We start from the raw sequence: 17125 nt of genomic DNA on the forward strand, positions 1-17125 counted from the left end.
AGCTAGGGCGTCGATCATGTCCAGAAAGGACCGCAGAGGCAGCCGGCCGAGGCGCAGTGGTGACGGGCCCGACCTGCTCAGCGATGTGGGCCGTGCCTTGTCCGACCCGGATCCGCTCAACCTGCTGTCGATGGTCAGCATGCTGCTCTGGATCACGGACAGTCGCCAGGAGAATCCGTTCACTCCAGCCGACCACGGCAGACCGACGCTCGACGAGCTGGTCGAGTCATTCATCGGCGTTCCGTGTCCCGAGACGACGGCGCTGCTCGCTGTGATCGCAGAGATGTCTGCTGGTAACGATGTGTTGCGCGCCCGCATTCGACGCGAACTCGCGACGCGGCCCGCTCCTGAAACCCCTTGGCTGGCAGAGCTTTCGTCACCGACGGTGACCCGAGCGGTCCGGATGAGTCACGAGCTCGGGGATGGCGACGACATCATGATCGCCGCACGGTTGGCAAGCGGACATCAGTTCACCTGCGTCGTCTACATCGACCACAACGTCGGCACCCTGGTCAAGGATGCGTTCGTGCTTCCCGCCTCAATGGACCAGATCCTTTCGATGTCACAGCAGGCGGCCGAGGACGGCACTCGGTGGGACGGTATGCACCTCGCAGATGCCCGGGCCTGGGTCGACGAGGGAATCCAACGGGCCGCGATGACAATCCCGCCGTTCGAATCTGAGAGCTGGCCGGGCTGCCGCGCCTTGGTTGAATGGGTTACCAGGACACTGCCGACCGGCGGGGTGGGACATCGAACCCCGGAATGGGATTCGCGAAAGTCGAAGCGGTTGGCGCACCAGTTCTTTGCCTCGCGGTACGGACAGCGGTTCGATGACGACGAGCACCGGGACTTGTTGGACACGCTGTTGTGGTTCGGCACCGACTATGGTTCCGGAGACCCGCTGCGCTGGAGCAACGTCAAAGTTGAAATGCTGCTAGCCGACTGGATTCCGCGCAAGATCGCTGCTGCCGCGGACCACTTGGCCAAGGCACCAAATCTGATGCGAGCGTATGTAGCGTTCGCGCATACGGAGGCCGGCATCGGCACACGATGGACCGATGAGGCGCTCGCCGCGATAGATGCCTTTGAACCGCAATACCAGCGTGAAATCCGGAACCCTGGTGTGCAAGGCCCCGAGGCGTTGCTCGCCCAGCTCGGCATCGATATGGGGATGGACCACGGCCAGCGCAAGCTCGATGAGCTCGCGGCGTGTGTGGGTGGCCATGACGAGCTCGACCACCTCGATGACGTCCCGCTACCCGACGAACCATTCCGCTGGGATGGAATCACCGGAGAAGCGACCTCGCGAGTGCGGGATATTCTCACGCTCACCGACCGCTGCTGCGAGGAGGTACTCGACGTCGAATACCGCACCGCATGCCGACGGCTGCTCGCGCGCGTTGCGGCCAACGACCCGACCAGCTTTGGCCGTGGTCGGGTGGAAACTGTTGCCGGCGCTGTGGTGTGGATCATCGGCAAGGCCAACAACCTTTTCCGGTACCCGGCGGGTGGCATGCAGGTGAAGGATCTGATGGCGCATTTCGGGATCCAGCAGGGCGGCGTGTCACAGCGGGCGACCACGCTGCTGCGGGCCGGCGGATTCGACAGCGACACTGTCGGCCTGCGGCTGGGCTCGGTCAATTACCTGGTCTCCGAGCGGCGGCGCTCGATCATCGCCCAGCGAAACGCTTGCCGAGACGATTAGGCACTGCCGAACTCGACGCAAATGTCGCTCCGCTCGCGGGATGGCGACATTTTCGTCGAACTCGGCGGCAAAGCGAAGGACCTACCGGTCGAACCGGCCCGCCAAATACTCCGTCCGGCAAGCGTTCCGGGCCAGCTTGCCGCTGGTCGTGCGGGGGATGACGCCGGCGGCGACCATCCGCATACCGGCGACGCGGACCTGATGGTGGCGTGACACCGCGGCGCGGACTGCGTCGACGATCGGTCCGGGCTCGGCGCGGCCCGCGCCCGCTGCCCGCTCGGCGACCACGACCAGCTCTTCGCCATGCCCACCGGGTACCGAGAACGCCGCGACGTAACCCGAGCGCACCGCGCGTGACGCCTCGCTGACGGTGGTCTCGATGTCGGTCGGGTAGTGGTTGCGGCCGTCGATGATGATCAGGTCTTTGATGCGGCCGGTCACGTACAGCTCGCCGTTGACGTATACGCCGAGATCGCCTGTGGCCAACCACAATCCGTTGTCGGGGACACCCTCGGCATGGCTGCCCGCCTCGAGACGGGTCTGCAGCTTGTTGCCGAACACCCGCTGCGACTCATCGGGCCTGCCGAAGTAGCCGCGACCGATGTTGTTGCCGTGCAACCAGATCTCGCCGACGTGGCAGTCGGCCATCTCGTCGCCGTCGGCGCCGGCGATCACCACCCACTGGTTGGGAATCGCCCGGCCGCAGGAGACATGCGCCACGGCACCCTCGGCGTCAGCGTCGACCACAACAGCATGCCCGGCGTTGAGCTGGTCGCGGTCCAGATGGATGACCCTGGCGGTCTCATCGGGCGCGATGCTGGCGACCGACAGCGTGGCTTCGGCCATTCCGTAGGAGGGCTTAACCGTCGTCGCTGGTAGTCCGTATGGCGCGAACGCGGCGTTGAACTCCTCGATCGAGGACATGGTCACGGGCTCGGATCCGTTGAGCAGCGTGACGACATTGCTCAGATCGATCGACTCACCCTTGGGCGGCAGACCGCGCTGCGCGCACAGCTCGAACGCGAAGTTCGGCGCGGCGGCCAACGTCGGGCCGGTGGCGGATTCCTCGGCGAGGCGCTTGATCCAGCGGTAGGGCCGCCGGACGAACGCCATCGGGTCCATGAGCGTGATGTGGTTGCCGCACAACGCCGGAAACATGATCATGATCAGGCCCATGTCGTGGTACAGCGGCAGCCAGCTCACACCGCGGATCCCCATTTCCAGGTCGCCTGCCAGGATCATCTGCATCACGTTGGTGCACACGTTGCGGTGGGTTATCTCAACGCCGGCGGGAGTCCGCGTGGAGCCCGAGGTGTATTGCAGATACGCGATGTCATCGGTATCGCGTGCTGCCGCGGTGAACATCGCGGCGAGCGAATCCGGAACAGCGTCCACCGCGATCATGCGGGGTCGCTCGTCGGCGGGCAGGGTGCGTAGGAAGCTCCGTACGGATTCCGATGCCGCAGTCGTCGTCAGCACGACGGTGGGTTTGGCGTCGGCGAGCACCGCCGCCAGGCGTTCGGCATGACCGGCCAGGCTCGGAGCAAACAACGGGACCGCGATATTGCCCGCGTGCACCGCGGCAAAGAACGCCGACACGTAGTCGACGCCTTGCGGCGCAAGGATCGCCACGCGGTCTCCGGGGGACGTGACCTGTTGCAGGCGGGCACCGATCGAGCGCACCTGCGACCACAGGCTGTTCCAGCTCAGCTCGATGATCTGACCGTCGGAGTCCGACGAGTAATCCACGAATCGGTAGGCCGGTGCGTCGCCGAATGCCGCCCGGTTCCCTTCCAGAAACGATGTCATCATCACGCCGTCGGGCACCACGATGGTGCCGTCGGCGAGGACGTAGTCCTCGATGCTGCCGCGCGACGGTTCGACAGACCCACGCACGGTGTCGCTATTCAGAGCTTCCCGACCCATGGCGCAAATAATAATAGTGACGCTAACTACCCTATGTCTCCTGGATATATGACGGTTGTCACCGCTGCGGAACGGTGTGACCGTCCTCACATCACGGCAGCGACAATGGCATGCCGAACCATGGCAGCACGCTGCTGTCGAATCGGGTCATGGCGCTGATGCGGTCCCCGTCGAGCGTGAGGACCAGCAGCCCCGCGGCGTGCCGGATACCTCCCGCGCCGCGGTGGTAGGAGGCGAACGCCAGTTGCCGGTTGGCGCGTGTCGGCACCAGGTCGTAGTGCCGCCCGGGGCGCATGACTGCGGCGTAGAACCGGGCCACCACATCGCGGCCCTGGTATTCCAGCGGCACGGGCGGCATCGAGATCGTGACGTCTTCGGTGAGCAACGCGACCAGACCGTCGACGTCACCGGACTGGTAAGCCCGCACGAATCTGTCCACCAGCGCCTGCTCGGCAGCGGAGCCCGGCAGTGGCGGCGTCGGAGTTGCGGGAAGCCCGTGGCGCAACCCGGCGCGGGCGCGCTTCAACGCGCTGTTCACGGAATCGATACTGCTGCCGAGGATCTCGGCGACCTCGCCGGCGTGATAGCCGAGCACGTCGCGCAGGATCAGCACGGCCCGCTGGCGCGGTGCCAGCAATTGCAACGCCGTCATGAAGGCCAGTGAGATGGTCTCCTGCTGCTCGTATGACGCCTCCGGTATCAGCGCGTCCGGATATGGCTCCAGCCACACCACTTCGCTCAGCCGTGTCGGCTCGGGCGGTTCGATCTCGTTGATGTCCCACTCCTTGGCCGGGCGCCGCTTGGCCGACCGCAGCGCGTTGAGACAGCGGTTGGTGGCGATCCGGTAGAGCCAGGTCCGGACCGACGATCTCTCTTCGAACCCACTGAGGTTCTGCCATGCCGACAGCAGTGTGTCCTGTACTGCGTCCTCGGCATCCTGCACCGAACCCAGCATCCGGTAGCAGTGCACCTGAAGCTCCCGCTGGTGTGGCTCGGTGAGCTCCCGGAATGCCGCGCCATCACCGGCACGGGCCCGCTCGATCAGTTCCACATACATAGAGACACGCGGCGAGGCGAAAACTTGTCGCGGTCACCGCGCCCAGTTTCGTGCGTTCCCGGCGTCTTACCTGATATGACGAAATTCGATATCGCCGGCACCACGGCGATCGTGACGGGTGCGGGCCGAGGGCTTGGCCGCGGCGTCGCGACCGCTCTGGTCGGTGCCGGTGCTCATGTGATCGGGGTTGCCCGTAGCGGCGCCCAACTGGACGATGTCGGCGCGCAACTCGGCGCGCGATTCACGCCTGTGCGCGCTGACGCCGCCGATGCCGCGACGGCCATCGGCCTCATCGACCGGTATGAGCCCGGCGTGATCGTGCTGGCGGCCGGTGCCGCCCCACGCATGGGCAGGCTCGCCGAACAGACCTGGGAGAGCTTCAGCGAGAACTGGAATGTCGACGTGGCGCAGGCATTCCACTGGATTCGCCACGCGCTGCAGCGTCCGCTGACGCCCGGCAGCACGGTCATCGCCTTCTCCAGCGGCGCCGCCCTCAACGGATCTCCGCTCAGCGGGGGCTACGCAGGTGCCAAGTCCACCGTCCGATTCATCGCCGACTACGCGGCAGGCGAATCCGAACAGGCAGGTCTGGGCATCAATGTGGTGTCGGTGCTGCCGCAGCTGACACCGGTCACCGACCTCGGCGCGGCGGCCGTCGCGGCGTATGCGGCGGCGGCCGGCGTCGACCCGGACACCTTCGTGGCGGGCAGGGGAGCGGTCCTCACTCCCGAGCAGGCCGGCAAGACGGTCCTCGAAATCCTCGCCGCACCGCAGTATCGGGCGTATGTGCTCGGTGCCGACGGTCTTACCCAATTACCGTGAACAGAAGGGATATTCGGATGAACACACCGCCGATTGTGACCGCCGGGGAGTGGGATGAGGCGCGACGGCGCCTGCTCGTGAAAGAGAAGGAGCACACCCGAGCCGGTGACGCGCTGGCCGCCGAACGGCGAAGGATGCCGTGGCTGGCGATCGAGAAGCCCTATGTGTTCCAAGGACCGGAAGGCGAACTCGGCTTGCTCGACCTGTTCGCCGGTCGACGGCAACTGATCGTGTACCGGGCGTTCTTCGAGCCCGGCGTATACGGCTGGCCCGAACATGCCTGCCGTGGTTGCTCGATGGTCGCCGATCATGTCGGCAACCTCGCGCATCTCAACGCACGTGATACCACCCTCGTATTCGCGTCCCGTGCGCCGCAGGCCGACATCGCGCGGGTGCAGCAGCGGATGGGATGGCAGATCCCGTGGTACACCATCACCGACAGCTTCGACGCCGACTTGGGCGTCGACGAATGGCACGGCACCAATGCGTTCATCCGCGACGGCGAGTCGGTGTTCCGGACCTACTTCGTGGACAACCGCGGCGACGAGGTGTTCGGCAACACCTGGAGCTACCTGGACATCACTGCGCTCGGGCGGCAGGAGGATTGGGAGGATTCACCGGACGGCTACCCGAAGTCGCCGCCATACCAGTGGTGGAACTGGCACGACGAGTACGAGGATCCGCAGCCGCCCGACGAGTGGATCGCCCGGTCGACGGCCGCGCAGGAACTCTTCAAGTGACTCTTTTCGGACGCAGAGTCTGTGCGGTGCTCGCGGCGTGTTCAGCAGCACTGCACGGGGTTTCGCTCATTTCGGCCACGGGCGTCGCCGCGGTTGTCACCGCGGCGATGCTCGTCGTGTGCCTGTATTGCGCCCGCGATCTGTGGGGACAGGGAACGCTGCGGGCGTGGACGACGGTCGCGCTGATGAATCTCGCCATGATCGCCCTGCACCTACCCATGCCGGCAGGCCATCACCACGGCACTTCCGGCGCAATGCCGGTCCTGCATACCGAGGCGATGATGACCGCGGCGACATGGCTCGCTCTTGTCGAAGTCACCGCTGCGGCGTCAGTGTTGTTCTGGCGCACCCGGTCCCGCGAGACCCTGTTGCGGGAGCGTCACGGCATCGAGCAGGCATCGCGCTTGCAGGGTGCGGTCGCGGCACGTCGCCAGCAGATCGGCGCGGTTGATCCGTGACCAATCAAGTTGGTAGCCGGCATGTTCGGCGAGGTATTGCAGAAACAGCCGTTGGGTGCGGCCGTTGCCTTCTCGGAACGGGTGCAGCCGGTTGATCGCGGTGAAGTGCCGGCTGAGCCGTACGACGAACTCGTCGCGGTCCAGGCCGCAGAGGTAATCGTCCTCCTGGATCCGGACGAACACATGCGCTGCGGCGGCCACCAGCGTTCGCGCAGGCGCGAACTGGCTGGTGCTGCCCGCCTTGAAGATGTCCACCGTCCGCAACTCGCCGGCGAACGGATAGACATCTCCGAACAGATGGCGGTGGATCGCCTTCAGATGGTCCAGGTCGAAATCTCCGGGCACCGGATGCTCCGACAGCTGGATGTGCCGGACGGTGACGAGATCGTGCTCGGCCGACACCAAATCAGCGATGGTGCGGGCATGCACCAGGTTGGTCAATATCCCCGTCGTGGGATCGACATAACTGGACCGACGGGGCATGACCTTCTCAGATCGCGTTGATCCGCGAGGCAGTGCGGCGCACGAGTTCGTCGGCGTCGATGGCGCCTTGCTCGTAACTCTGGAGGTCGCCGCGGAGTTCCTCCGACGGCGCGCCGGCTTCGAGGCCCGCGGTGTGCACGGCGGCGTTGACCGCGGCGGTGCGGGCGGCGACCTGTTCGGCGAGCTGGCGTTCGATCAGCTTGCGGTGCCGGGTGAACAGCCGCGGATTGTCCATCGAGAACACCGCCGTCGCGAGGCCGTCGCGCTCGTAGAGCGCCACGAACGACGCCGCAGAGGCGTCGCCGTCGATGAACCGGACCACGTCACCCTGCTGGCGATGTCCGGCGAACTGCAGTTGGCGCCCATACTGTTTGGACCAGAAGTACGGCGCGGCATGCGGTGCCTGGGGCGTGCCGAGGATCGCAGAGGCCACAATGCGGGCCTGCTGCGTGGCGTTCGTCCAGTGTTCGCTGCGGTGGTGCGCCCCGAGGTGGACGTTGAACGATGTCGCGCAGTCACCGACGGCATACACACCGGGCGCCCCGGTCCGGCAGGAGTCGTCGGTGCGGAAACCGTTCTCGATGGTGATCTCGGGATGCGTCAACCACTCGGTATTGGGCACCGCACCCACACCGACGACCACCACGTCGGCGGCGAGTTCTGTGCCGTCGTCGAGCAACACGCCCGTCACCCGGTCTTCGCCGGTCACCCCGGACACGCTGACGCCGGTCAGCAAGGTCACGCCATTGAGCCCGTGCAGCGCCGTGCAGGCCGCTGCCACCTCTTCACCCAGAATCCCGACAAGCGGCGTCGTGGACATCTCGACGACGGTGACGTCGATGCCGCGGCCGGCCGCGGTGCTGGCGACCTCTGCTCCGATGAACCCGGCACCGACGACCACCAGCCGCTGCGCGTTCTCGAGGGAACCGCGCAGCGCCCGGGCATCGTCGACCGTGCGCAGGGTGTGCACCCCGGGCAGCGATGGCCAGCCCGGCAGTGAGCGGGCGCGCGCTCCGGTGGCCAATACGACGGCGTCGGCGTCCAATGCGGTGCCGTCGTCGAGCGTGACGGTGTGCCCGCCGCCCGAATCGGAGGTCACCCCGACTGCGGCGCGGCCCAGCACCCACTCGGCTTGCAGAGCGTCGATGTCATCAGACTCGGCCAGCTCGAGCGAGGGCTCGCCGGTGAGATATTCCTTGGACAGCGGCGGGCGGTCGTAGGGCATGTGCGGCTCGTCGCCGATGACGGTGACCCGTCCTTCGTAGCCGGCGGCGCGCAGCTCCCGGACCGTGGACAGTCCGGCCAGGGATGCGCCGATCACGACGATCGATGTCGGTTGGCTCATGATGCGCTCGCTTCGAGCCAGATCTGGCCGTCCTCGACGCCCACCTGATGGGTACGTACCGCGACTTTCGCGGGCGGTCCGGATACCTCTCCGGTGCGCAGGTCGAAGCAGGATTCGTGCAGCGGGCACTCCACGGTGCAGCCCTCGACCCAGCCGTCGGCCAGCGACGCATCCTGATGGGTGCAGGTGTCTTCGATGGCGAACAGCCCGGAGTCCGTATGGAAGATCGTGATCGGGTCCTGGCCCTCTAACCGCACGGTGAGCACCTCGCCGACGGGCAGCTCATCGAGCTGCCCTACGACGGTACGGCCGGACGTCGGCGAGCCGATCGGCTCGGTCGACGGCAGGGAAGACGCATCCACAGCCACAGTCCTTTCGTCGTTGCGATAGACGCAACATGTTCTTATAACGCAACAGTCTGCCTCTGTGAGCCGCCTCACGTCAACCCGTTGACATGACCTGGGCCATACGCAATCATTGATGCGGATGACGCACGCGTTGCGTTGTCAGCAACAAATTACCTCGAAGGGGAGACGACTACGCGATGAGCGACTGCCCGCCCTGTCGGGACAGCACGTGCACAACGCAACGTGCATGTACTCCAACGCCCCCGACGAACCTTTCGTGATCACGCGACATCCGAACTACGCCAACGTCACTGTGGCGTACGGCCTCTCGGATCACGGATGCACATTCATGCCGGTGGTGGCGAGATACTGGCCGATCTCGCCGGCACCGGTGCCACAGCCCATCCCATCGAACTCTTCGACACACGACGGTTGGTGAAAATTCATGACGACAATCGACAACCCCACCCCTGCAGCCGCGGGTACCAATCCCGAAGGCGGAAGCCTCATTCGCACCTTGGGCGGCGAATACTATTGGGACCCAGAGATTTTCCGAGCTGAGCAGGAGAACATCTTCGAGAAGATGTGGTTCTGCTCCGTGCGCAGCAGTGACCTGCCCGAACCGGGTGATTTCCGCAAGGTCCAGGTGGGCCGGGAGAGTGTGCTGATCGTCCGTGGCCGGGACAAGCAGCTCCGTGCGTTCCTGAACATCTGCCGGCACCGCGGAGCGATGCTGTGCACCGAGGACTCGGGTGCGGTCAAGCGGCACCTGCGCTGCCCGTACCACGCCTGGACCTACGGGCTGGACGGCAAGCTGGTCGCCGCCCCCAACCTGGGCACGCTCAAAGAAGAGGACGGCACCGACATCGATCGCACCGAATACGGCCTGGTGCCGGTCGCTCTGCGGGAGTGGCTCGGCTACGCGTGGGTCTGCCTGGCCGACGAGCCGCCGTCATTCGAGGACGATGTCATCGGTGCAGTCACCCAACGGCTGGGCGACCCGGCCGCCATCGACCACTACCACACCGACGAGCTGGCCGTCGGCCGCCGGGTGGTCTACGACGTGGCTGCCAACTGGAAGCTGATCGTCGAGAACTTCATGGAGTGCTACCACTGCGCCACCATCCACCCCGAGCTGACCGAGGTGCTGCCGGAGTTCGCCGACGGGCTTGCCGCGCAGTACTTCGTCGGGCACGGCGCCGCCTTCGGTGAGGACATCGACGGATTCACCATCGATGGTCGGGCCGGCTTCGACACCATCAACGGCGTCACCGAAGACCAGGACCGCAAGTACTACGCGATCACCGTGCGGCCGACGGTGTTCATCAACCTGGTGCCCGATCACGTCATCCTGCACCGGATGTTCCCGATGGCCCACGACCGCACCATCGTGGAATGCGACTGGCTGTACGCCCCCGACGTGGTTGCTTCGGGCAAAGACGTCGAGCATTCGATGGAGCTGTTCCACCGAGTCAACCAGCAGGACTTCGAAGCCTGTGAACGTACACAACCTGCAATGTCCTCCCGGGCATACCGAAATGGGGGTGTACTGGTACCCGCCGAGCACCACATCGGGGAATTCCACGAGTGGACGCTGGCCAAATTGGGCGACACCCAGTCGAAGGGGTAGCTGATGTCCGATATCGGGATGACGATGCAGCCCAGCCTTTACATCGACGGAAAGTGGGTGCATGCCGGCGACGGCGGCGCGCGCGACATCGTCAACCCGGCGGACAGCAGCGTAGTCGCTGTCGTCGACGAGGCCACCGCGGCTGATGCGTCCGCCGCGGTGGCCGCGGCCCGGACCGCTTTCGACAGCGGTCCGTGGCCGCACACGCCCATCGCCGAGCGTGCGGCGGTGCTCGACCGCATCGCCGACCTGTTGGCCCGCGACCGTGACGAGCTCGCCCGTATCGAGACCCTCGATACGGGGAAGACTCTGCGGGAGAGCCACATCGACATCGATGACGTGATCTCGGTGTTCCGCTACTACGCCAACCTGGCGGCGGTGGAGGCCGACCGGATCGTCGACGTCGGTGACCCCACGGTGATCAGCCGGGTGGTACGGGAACCGGTCGGGGTATGTGTCCTGATCGCGCCGTGGAATTACCCGTTGCTGCAGATCGCCTGGAAGATCGCGCCTGCGCTGGCCGCCGGCTGCACCATGGTGGCGAAACCCAGCGAGGTGACCCCGCTGAGCACCATTGTGCTGGTCCGGCTGGCCGAGGAGGCCGGTGTTCCGGCCGGCGTGCTCAACCTGATCCAGGCCAGCGGCGCGGCGGTCGGCGCGGCTCTGACCGATACGCCTGACGTCGACCTCATCTCCTTCACCGGTGGTGCGGCGACGGGCACGTCGATCGCCCGCACCGCGGCCGCCCACGCCACCCGCGTGGCACTGGAGCTCGGTGGCAAGAATCCCCACATCGTGTTCGCAGACACCGATTTCGACATTGCCGTCGATCGTGTGCTGACCGGGGTCTTCATGCATTCCGGGCAGGTCTGCTCGTCGGGTACCCGACTCATCATCGAGGAGTCGATCGCCGACGACTTCGTGGCGGCGTTGGTCGCGCGGGCCGAGAAGATTCGATTCGGCGACGGTCTCGACGATGCCAGCGAGACCGGACCGTTGGTCTCGCTGGCACACCGCGACAAAGTAGAATCCTATGTGGCATTGGGGATTTCCGAGGGTGCAGAGTTGGTCACCGGGGGTGCGCGGCCAACCGATCCGAAGTATGCGGCAGGTAGTTTCTACCCACCCACCATCTTCGATCACTGCGATCGGAGCATGCGGGTGGTGACCGAGGAGACCTTCGGTCCGATCCTGACCGTCGAGCGGTTCAGCACCGAGGCCCAGGCGATCGAGCTGGGCAACGACACACCGTATGGCCTTGCGGCCGGTGTCCGCACCGCGGATCCGGCCAGGGCCGAACGCGTTGCGCGCGCATTGCGGGCAGGCACGGTGTGGATCAACGACTTCGGCTTCTACACTCCTGCCGCCGAGTGGGGCGGCTTCAAGAAGTCGGGGAACGGCCGCGAGCTTGGACCGACGGGGCTCGCCGAATACCAAGAGATCAAACATATCTGGAACAGCATCTCGCCGTCGGTGGCGGGCTGGTTCAACGGCGAATAAGCCACCACTTCACTCGAAGGATGCACCACCATGTCAATTCGGTCAGACAGCCAAGCCGATGAAAGTGGGATGGAGGACTTCGGCTACAAGGAGTCCCTGGACCGCAGTATTGGAAAATTTGCGAGTTTCGCCGCCGGGGTCAGCTACATATCGATCCTGACCGGCACCTTCCAGCTCTTCTACGTCGGTTTCGGCAACGCCGGCCCCGCGTATCTGTGGTCGTGGCCAATGGTTTTCGTCGGGCAGCTGGCGGTCGCGCTGTGTTTCATGGAGCTCTCCGCCAAGTACCCGGTCGCCGGGTCGGTCTACAACTGGTCGAAGAAGCTCGGTAGCCGCATCGTCGGATGGAGTTCCGGGTGGCTCATGCTGACCGCGTCCATCGTCACGTTGTCGGCGGTGGTGCTGGCATTGCAGCTGAACCTGCCGCGGCTGTGGAGCGGCTTCCAGATGATCGGTGACGGCACCGGAAAGTACGACTTCGCCGCCAACGCAATCATTCTGGGCGTCATCCTGATCGCGTTCACCACCACGATCAATGCCTTCGGTGTGCGGCTGATGGCGATGATCAACAGCGCAGGCGTCTTCATCGAGCTGATCGCCGCGGTGCTCATCGCGGTCATCCTGGCTTTCAACATCAAGCGTGGTCCCAGCGTGTTCTTCTCCACCCACGGGTACGGAGCGGATCTGCCAGGCGGGTACATGGGTGCGTTCCTGGTGGCGTCGTTGGCGTCGCTGTACGTGATGTACGGATTCGACACCGCCAGCTCGCTCGGCGAGGAGACAGTCGAACCCCGTCGCACGGCACCGAAGGCCATCCTGCGAGCGATCCTGGCATCTTTCGTGATCGGTGGCGCCATCCTGGTGTTCGCCGTCATGTCCGCGCCGGATCTCAACGACCCGCTGCTGGGCAGCCCCGACGGCAGCCTGCAGTACATCGTCGAGAAGGTGATGTGGGGTCCGCTCGGCAAGATCTTCCTGGTCTGCATCGTCGTGGCGGTGACGGTGTGTTCACTGGCCGTGCACACTGCCGCGATCCGACTCACGTTCGCCATGGCCCGCGACAACGCTCTTCCGTTCGGCGAGAAGCTGGCTCGTGTCCACCCCAAGACTCAGGCGCCCGTGATCCCTGCGGTCGTGATCGGTGTGATCGCCGCGCTGATCCTCGTGATCAATCTCGGGCAGCCCAAGGTCTTCACGGTGTTGACGTCGATCGCGATCATCATGATCTACCTCGCCTACCTGATGGTGACTGGTCCGATGCTCAAGAAGCGGTTGCAAGGCCAGTGGCCGCCGGCCGATCTGAAGGAAGGCAACTACTTCACCATGGGCAAATGGGGCATGGCGGTGAACATCTTCGCCGTGCTGTGGGGCGTCGGCATGGCCATCAACCTGGCGTGGCCGCGCGTCGCCATCTACGGCGACCCCTGGTACAACACGTGGGGCGCATTCGTCTACATCGGCGTCATTCTCGGCCTGGGCCTGGTGTGGTACTTCGTCAAGGGCCGCCACCACTTGGGCACGCTGGCGTCGCACGCGGCGGACAAGCAGTGAGGCGCCGGCGCCGCCCGTAAGAGGCCCGTTCTGCGACCCGACGGGGCTCCTGTCCCAGATCAGGTCGACAGCGTCTTCTGACGCCAATTTCACCTTCTACCAGTTCATCTCAGGAGTAGCCCCATCATGGTTGACACACAATCGGCAGCGAATACCGACACGTTCGACTACGTCATAGCCGGAGGCGGCACCGCGGGGTGTGTCCTCGCGGCCAGGCTGAGCGAGGACCCGTCGGTCACTGTGTGCCTCGTCGAGGCAGGCCCGTCGGACGTCGACGACCGCAACATCCTGGAGCTGTCGGAGTGGATGCACCTGCTGGATTCCGGTTACGACTGGGACTACCCGGTCGAGCCGCAGGAGAAGGGCAACAGCTTCATGCGGCATGCCCGGGCCAAGGTGCTGGGCGGGTGCTCCTCGCACAACTCCTGTATCGCGTTCTGGCCGCCCGCCGAGGGGCTTGCCGACTGGGAGGCGATGGGCGCCAAAGGATGGGGAGCCGACAGTCTGTGGCCGTTCGTCGCGAAGCTCGAGAACAACGACGCCGAGGGCAATCACCACGGTCACAGCGGCCCGGTACGGCTGCGTGACGTACCGCCGCTCGACCCGTGCGGCGCAGCGGTTCTGGAGGCCGCCGCCAAGGTTGGTCTGCCGACCGTGAAGTTCAACCGCGGCACCACGGTGACCAATGGTGCGGGCTGGTTCCAGATCAACGCTGCGGAGAACGGCAACCGCATGTCGTCGTCGCACGCCTTCCTGCACCCGATCCTCGAGACGCGGAAAAACCTTGAGGTGCGGACGAATTCGTGGGTCAGCGAGATCCTGTTCGACGACCAGAACAACGCCACCGGGGTGCGCTACCAGCGTCCGGACCTGACCGGCTACGACACGGTTTCCGCCCGGCGCGAGGTGGTCGTGACCGCCGGGGCGATCGACACCCCGAAGCTGCTCATGCTCTCGGGCATCGGACCGGCCGAGCACCTGCGGGAGATGGGCATTGCGGTACGGGTCGATTCCCCGGGTGTCGGATCCAATCTCGACGACCACGTCGAAGGATTGGTGTTCTGGGAGGCGTCACGCCCCATGGTCACCAGCTCGACCCAGTGGTGGGAGATCGGTCTGTTCACCACCACGGAGCCGGGTCTGAACCAGCCCGATCTGATGATGCATTACGGCAGTGTGCCGTTCGACATGAACACCCTGCGCTGGGGCTACCCGACCACGGACAACGGATTCTGCCTCACCCCGAACGTCACGCTGGGACGTTCACGGGGAACGGTGCGGCTGCGGTCGCGGGACTTCCGGGACCGTGCCAAGGTCGATCCCCGCTACTTCACCGATCCGGAAGGACACGACGAGCGCGTCATGCTGGCCGGTGTGCGGTTGGCACGCAAGATCGCCGAGCAGGAACCGTTGCGTAGCTGGGTGGCTCGTGAGCTGGCACCGGGGCCCGATGCCGTCACCGACGACGAGCTGCTGGACTACATCCACAAGACCCACAACACCGTCTACCATCCGGCCGCGACAGCTCGGATGGGATCGGTGGACGATCCGATGGCCGTCCTCGACCCCGAGTTGCGCGTCAAGGGCGTGCAGCGCCTGCGGGTGGTGGACGCCTCGGCGATGCCGAAATTGCCTGCGGTGAACCCGAATATTACGGTGATGGCCATGGGCGAGAAGTGCGCGGACCTGATGAGAAAACAGTGATGTGAGCAACGCCGAGGACGTGGTCGCCTATCTGGGCGACCACGCACCGTTCCAGTCGATGGCGCCTGACGCCCTGGCTGAACTCGCTTCGGCGTCTACCACACACCATTTCGACGCCGGTGAGCTGATCACCGACTACACGATGCAGGTCCCCGACGACGTCTGGATGCTGCGTGCCGGCCACGTCGTATTGTTCGCCGGCGCGGCGGAGGGCGACGAGACGCTGGACACCGTCGAACCGGGCGGCATCTTCGGTGTCTATGCCTTGCTCACCGGCGGCAAGGTGCAATTCGCCGCGCGCGCAACCGAACCGAGCACGCTGCTGCGGCTGCCCGGGGCGCTGGTGCGCTCGGTCTTCGCCAATCCCGAGGGACTGTCGTACATCGCCTCGTCGGCGTGGGACCGGATCTCGGGCCGCAGCGTCGCGCAGCGGACCTCACGCGCTGCGGTGGCTGACCTGGTGCGGGCCGAGCCGGTGCTCACCGCGGCCGAGACGCCGATCCGTGATGCGGTGAAGTTGATGGCGGAGCGGCACTCCTCGTATGTCCTGATCCCGTTGCCGGGCGGGGATTTCGGCATCTTCACCGACCGTGACCTGCGCACCCGGGTGGTGGCGGCAGGGATGGGTCTGAACACCCCGGTCGCGCATGCGATGAGCGCGCCCGCGCACACGGTCACCGGTGATCGCGCCGGTGCGACCGTGCTCATGGAGATGCTGGAATTCGGCCTGCGGCACATGCCGGTGGTGGACCACGGCGGACGGGTGCTCGGCGTCGTCGAGGAGACCGATCTGGTCGCCTCGTCGACCCGGCAGAGCTTCCTGCTGCGCCGCGCCATCGCTTTCGCGACGAATACCGCCGAGCTGCAGGTCGCGGCACGGCGCATCACAGACCTCGGCGTCGACCTGTTCCGGGGTGGCACCGACGCCGCAGGCACCAGTGCGGTGATCTCGGTGGTGATCGACGCCGTCGTGCGTCGTGCGCTGGAACTGGAGATCGCCGACCAGACCGGGGCATGGCGTCACCAGTTCGCGTGGCTCACCATGGGCAGCATTGCCCGACGCGAGGCCATGCCCTCGTCCGACGTGGACAGCGCGTTGTCGTGGTCGGACGAAATGTGTTCGGACAAAGGGCGGTTCCTGCGCATCGCGGCGGGCGTGCACACGACGCTGGACCATTGCGGGCTGCCCGCCGACACCAACGGCGCGGTGGCCTACAAAGCACGCTTCGCGCGGTGCGCCTCGGAGTGGTCAACGGCGGCCCAAGGCTGGCTGGACAATCCGATGAAGGACCGTGGTCTGGTGATGTCGTCGTTGCTGCTCGATGCGCGGGTGGTGTGGGGCGACCCGGCCTTGCACACCGCGCCCGCGGCGTTCTCGCGGATGCCGGTCAATCATCCGCACGCCTTGCGGTTGCAGTTGTTGGATGCGCTGGCGGGCAAGGTGCGTCCCCGCTCGCTGCGCGATGTCGTCGCGCGCCGCGGCGGTACCTTCGACCTGAAGGCCCATGCGCTGACCCCGATCGTGAACCTCGCGCGGTGGGCAGGCCTGACCGTCGGGCTGGTGTCGGCCTCCACTCCTGCTCGGCTGGCGGCCGGGGCCGGCAACGGAATCCTCTCCGAGGACGACGCCAACATCCTGCGCGAGGTGTTCGATCTGCTGCAGCGGCTGCGGATGGCCCATCAGATCGAACAGCTCGCCACCGGATGCACTCCGGGCGACATCATCACCATGTCGGAACTGTCGCCGTTGAACCGAAGTCTGCTCAACGACGGGGTGCGGGAGATCGCCGCTGTGCAGCGCCGGGTGCGCCAGACGCTGTCGAATACCGTGTCGAGGTCGTCAGCCGGCTGACGGAC

The 17125-nt window shown here is 65.7% G+C and carries 13 protein-coding genes; 8 read left to right on the top strand and 5 right to left on the bottom strand.

The window, feature by feature from the left end; all coding sequences use genetic code 11:
• The first annotated feature begins 16 nt into the window (after positions 1-16).
• Positions 17-1705, top strand: coding sequence for a DUF6398 domain-containing protein (locus BTO20_RS10205; protein ID WP_157680181.1), 1689 nt, complete (start codon positions 17-19; stop codon positions 1703-1705).
• A gap of 81 nt (positions 1706-1786) precedes the next feature.
• Here BTO20_RS10205 and BTO20_RS10210 read toward each other — a convergent pair whose 3' ends face one another.
• On the bottom strand, positions 1787-3631 hold the full coding sequence (locus tag BTO20_RS10210; protein WP_087075527.1) for a fatty acyl-AMP ligase: 1845 nt from the start codon (positions 3629-3631) through the stop codon (positions 1787-1789).
• A 91-nt stretch (positions 3632-3722) separates the two neighbouring features.
• Positions 3723-4688: a sigma-70 family RNA polymerase sigma factor gene (locus BTO20_RS10215; RefSeq protein WP_087075528.1), complete on the bottom strand. Its 966-nt coding sequence runs from the start codon at positions 4686-4688 to the stop codon at positions 3723-3725.
• A 75-nt stretch (positions 4689-4763) separates the two neighbouring features.
• On the opposite strand from BTO20_RS10215, the gene BTO20_RS10220 reads away from it, so the two are divergent.
• On the top strand, positions 4764-5510 hold the full coding sequence (locus tag BTO20_RS10220; RefSeq protein WP_087075531.1) for an SDR family NAD(P)-dependent oxidoreductase: 747 nt from the start codon (positions 4764-4766) through the stop codon (positions 5508-5510).
• Between the two features lie 17 nt (positions 5511-5527).
• Positions 5528-6250, top strand: coding sequence for a DUF899 domain-containing protein (locus BTO20_RS10225; protein WP_087075533.1), 723 nt, complete (start codon positions 5528-5530; stop codon positions 6248-6250).
• Positions 6251-6579: 329 nt separating this feature from the next.
• Here the strand turns inward: BTO20_RS10225 and BTO20_RS10235 are convergent, their stop codons facing one another.
• Genes BTO20_RS10235 through BTO20_RS10245 form a run of 3 tightly spaced genes read right to left on the bottom strand, consistent with a single transcriptional unit; the run spans position 6580 to position 8865 of the window.
• Positions 6580-7191, bottom strand: coding sequence for a Fic/DOC family protein (locus tag BTO20_RS10235; protein WP_087075535.1), 612 nt, complete (start codon positions 7189-7191; stop codon positions 6580-6582).
• 7 nt (positions 7192-7198) lie between these two features.
• Complete coding sequence (locus BTO20_RS10240) at positions 7199-8536, bottom strand: FAD-dependent oxidoreductase (protein WP_198344320.1); 1338 nt, start codon at positions 8534-8536, stop codon at positions 7199-7201.
• Positions 8533-8865: a bifunctional 3-phenylpropionate/cinnamic acid dioxygenase ferredoxin subunit gene (locus BTO20_RS10245; protein ID WP_408632190.1), complete on the bottom strand. Its 333-nt coding sequence runs from the start codon at positions 8863-8865 to the stop codon at positions 8533-8535. The genes BTO20_RS10240 and BTO20_RS10245 overlap by 4 nt, the downstream gene beginning before the upstream one ends.
• 463 nt (positions 8866-9328) lie before the next feature.
• Between BTO20_RS10245 and BTO20_RS10255 the strand changes: the two genes are divergently transcribed.
• The 5 genes from BTO20_RS10255 (at position 9329) to BTO20_RS10275 (ending at position 17120) form a co-directional block, all read left to right on the top strand.
• Positions 9329-10513, top strand: a complete 1185-nt coding sequence (locus tag BTO20_RS10255; protein WP_087075537.1) for an aromatic ring-hydroxylating oxygenase subunit alpha — start codon at positions 9329-9331, stop codon at positions 10511-10513.
• 3 nt (positions 10514-10516) lie between these two features.
• Positions 10517-12013 carry an aldehyde dehydrogenase family protein gene (locus tag BTO20_RS10260; RefSeq protein WP_408632161.1) on the top strand — a complete coding sequence of 499 codons (1497 nt, stop codon included), beginning with the start codon at positions 10517-10519 and terminating at the stop codon, positions 12011-12013.
• A gap of 30 nt (positions 12014-12043) precedes the next feature.
• Positions 12044-13564 (top strand): APC family permease, encoded by a 1521-nt coding sequence (locus BTO20_RS10265; RefSeq protein WP_087075539.1) that lies wholly within the window; start codon positions 12044-12046, stop codon positions 13562-13564.
• A 126-nt stretch (positions 13565-13690) separates the two neighbouring features.
• On the top strand, positions 13691-15268 hold the full coding sequence (locus BTO20_RS10270) for a GMC family oxidoreductase (RefSeq protein WP_087075541.1): 1578 nt from the start codon (positions 13691-13693) through the stop codon (positions 15266-15268).
• A gap of 58 nt (positions 15269-15326) precedes the next feature.
• Positions 15327-17120: a putative nucleotidyltransferase substrate binding domain-containing protein gene (locus BTO20_RS10275; protein ID WP_087081896.1), complete on the top strand. Its 1794-nt coding sequence runs from the start codon at positions 15327-15329 to the stop codon at positions 17118-17120.
• Positions 17121-17125 lie beyond the last annotated feature (5 nt).

Origin of the sequence: Mycobacterium dioxanotrophicus (assembly GCF_002157835.1) — a bacterium.
Classification (GTDB): Bacteria; Actinomycetota; Actinomycetes; order Mycobacteriales; family Mycobacteriaceae; genus Mycobacterium; species Mycobacterium dioxanotrophicus.

What these genes read in the sequence shown, in the direction of transcription:
- BTO20_RS10210 (WP_087075527.1), bottom strand. Translation starts at nt 3,631, where the DNA reads ATGGGTCGGGAAGCTCTGAATAGCGACACCGTGCGTGGGTCTGTCGAA.
- BTO20_RS10220 (WP_087075531.1), top strand. Translation starts at nt 4,764, where the DNA reads ATGACGAAATTCGATATCGCCGGCACCACGGCGATCGTGACGGGTGCG.
- BTO20_RS10265 (WP_087075539.1), top strand. Translation starts at nt 12,044, where the DNA reads ATGTCAATTCGGTCAGACAGCCAAGCCGATGAAAGTGGGATGGAGGAC.
- BTO20_RS10205 (WP_157680181.1), top strand. Translation starts at nt 17, where the DNA reads ATGTCCAGAAAGGACCGCAGAGGCAGCCGGCCGAGGCGCAGTGGTGAC.
- BTO20_RS10255 (WP_087075537.1), top strand. Translation starts at nt 9,329, where the DNA reads ATGACGACAATCGACAACCCCACCCCTGCAGCCGCGGGTACCAATCCC.
- BTO20_RS10225 (WP_087075533.1), top strand. Translation starts at nt 5,528, where the DNA reads ATGAACACACCGCCGATTGTGACCGCCGGGGAGTGGGATGAGGCGCGA.
- BTO20_RS10270 (WP_087075541.1), top strand. Translation starts at nt 13,691, where the DNA reads ATGGTTGACACACAATCGGCAGCGAATACCGACACGTTCGACTACGTC.
- BTO20_RS10240 (WP_198344320.1), bottom strand. Translation starts at nt 8,536, where the DNA reads ATGAGCCAACCGACATCGATCGTCGTGATCGGCGCATCCCTGGCCGGA.
- BTO20_RS10260 (WP_408632161.1), top strand. Translation starts at nt 10,517, where the DNA reads ATGTCCGATATCGGGATGACGATGCAGCCCAGCCTTTACATCGACGGA.
- BTO20_RS10275 (WP_087081896.1), top strand. Translation starts at nt 15,327, where the DNA reads ATGGCGCCTGACGCCCTGGCTGAACTCGCTTCGGCGTCTACCACACAC.
- BTO20_RS10235 (WP_087075535.1), bottom strand. Translation starts at nt 7,191, where the DNA reads ATGCCCCGTCGGTCCAGTTATGTCGATCCCACGACGGGGATATTGACC.
- BTO20_RS10215 (WP_087075528.1), bottom strand. Translation starts at nt 4,688, where the DNA reads ATGTATGTGGAACTGATCGAGCGGGCCCGTGCCGGTGATGGCGCGGCA.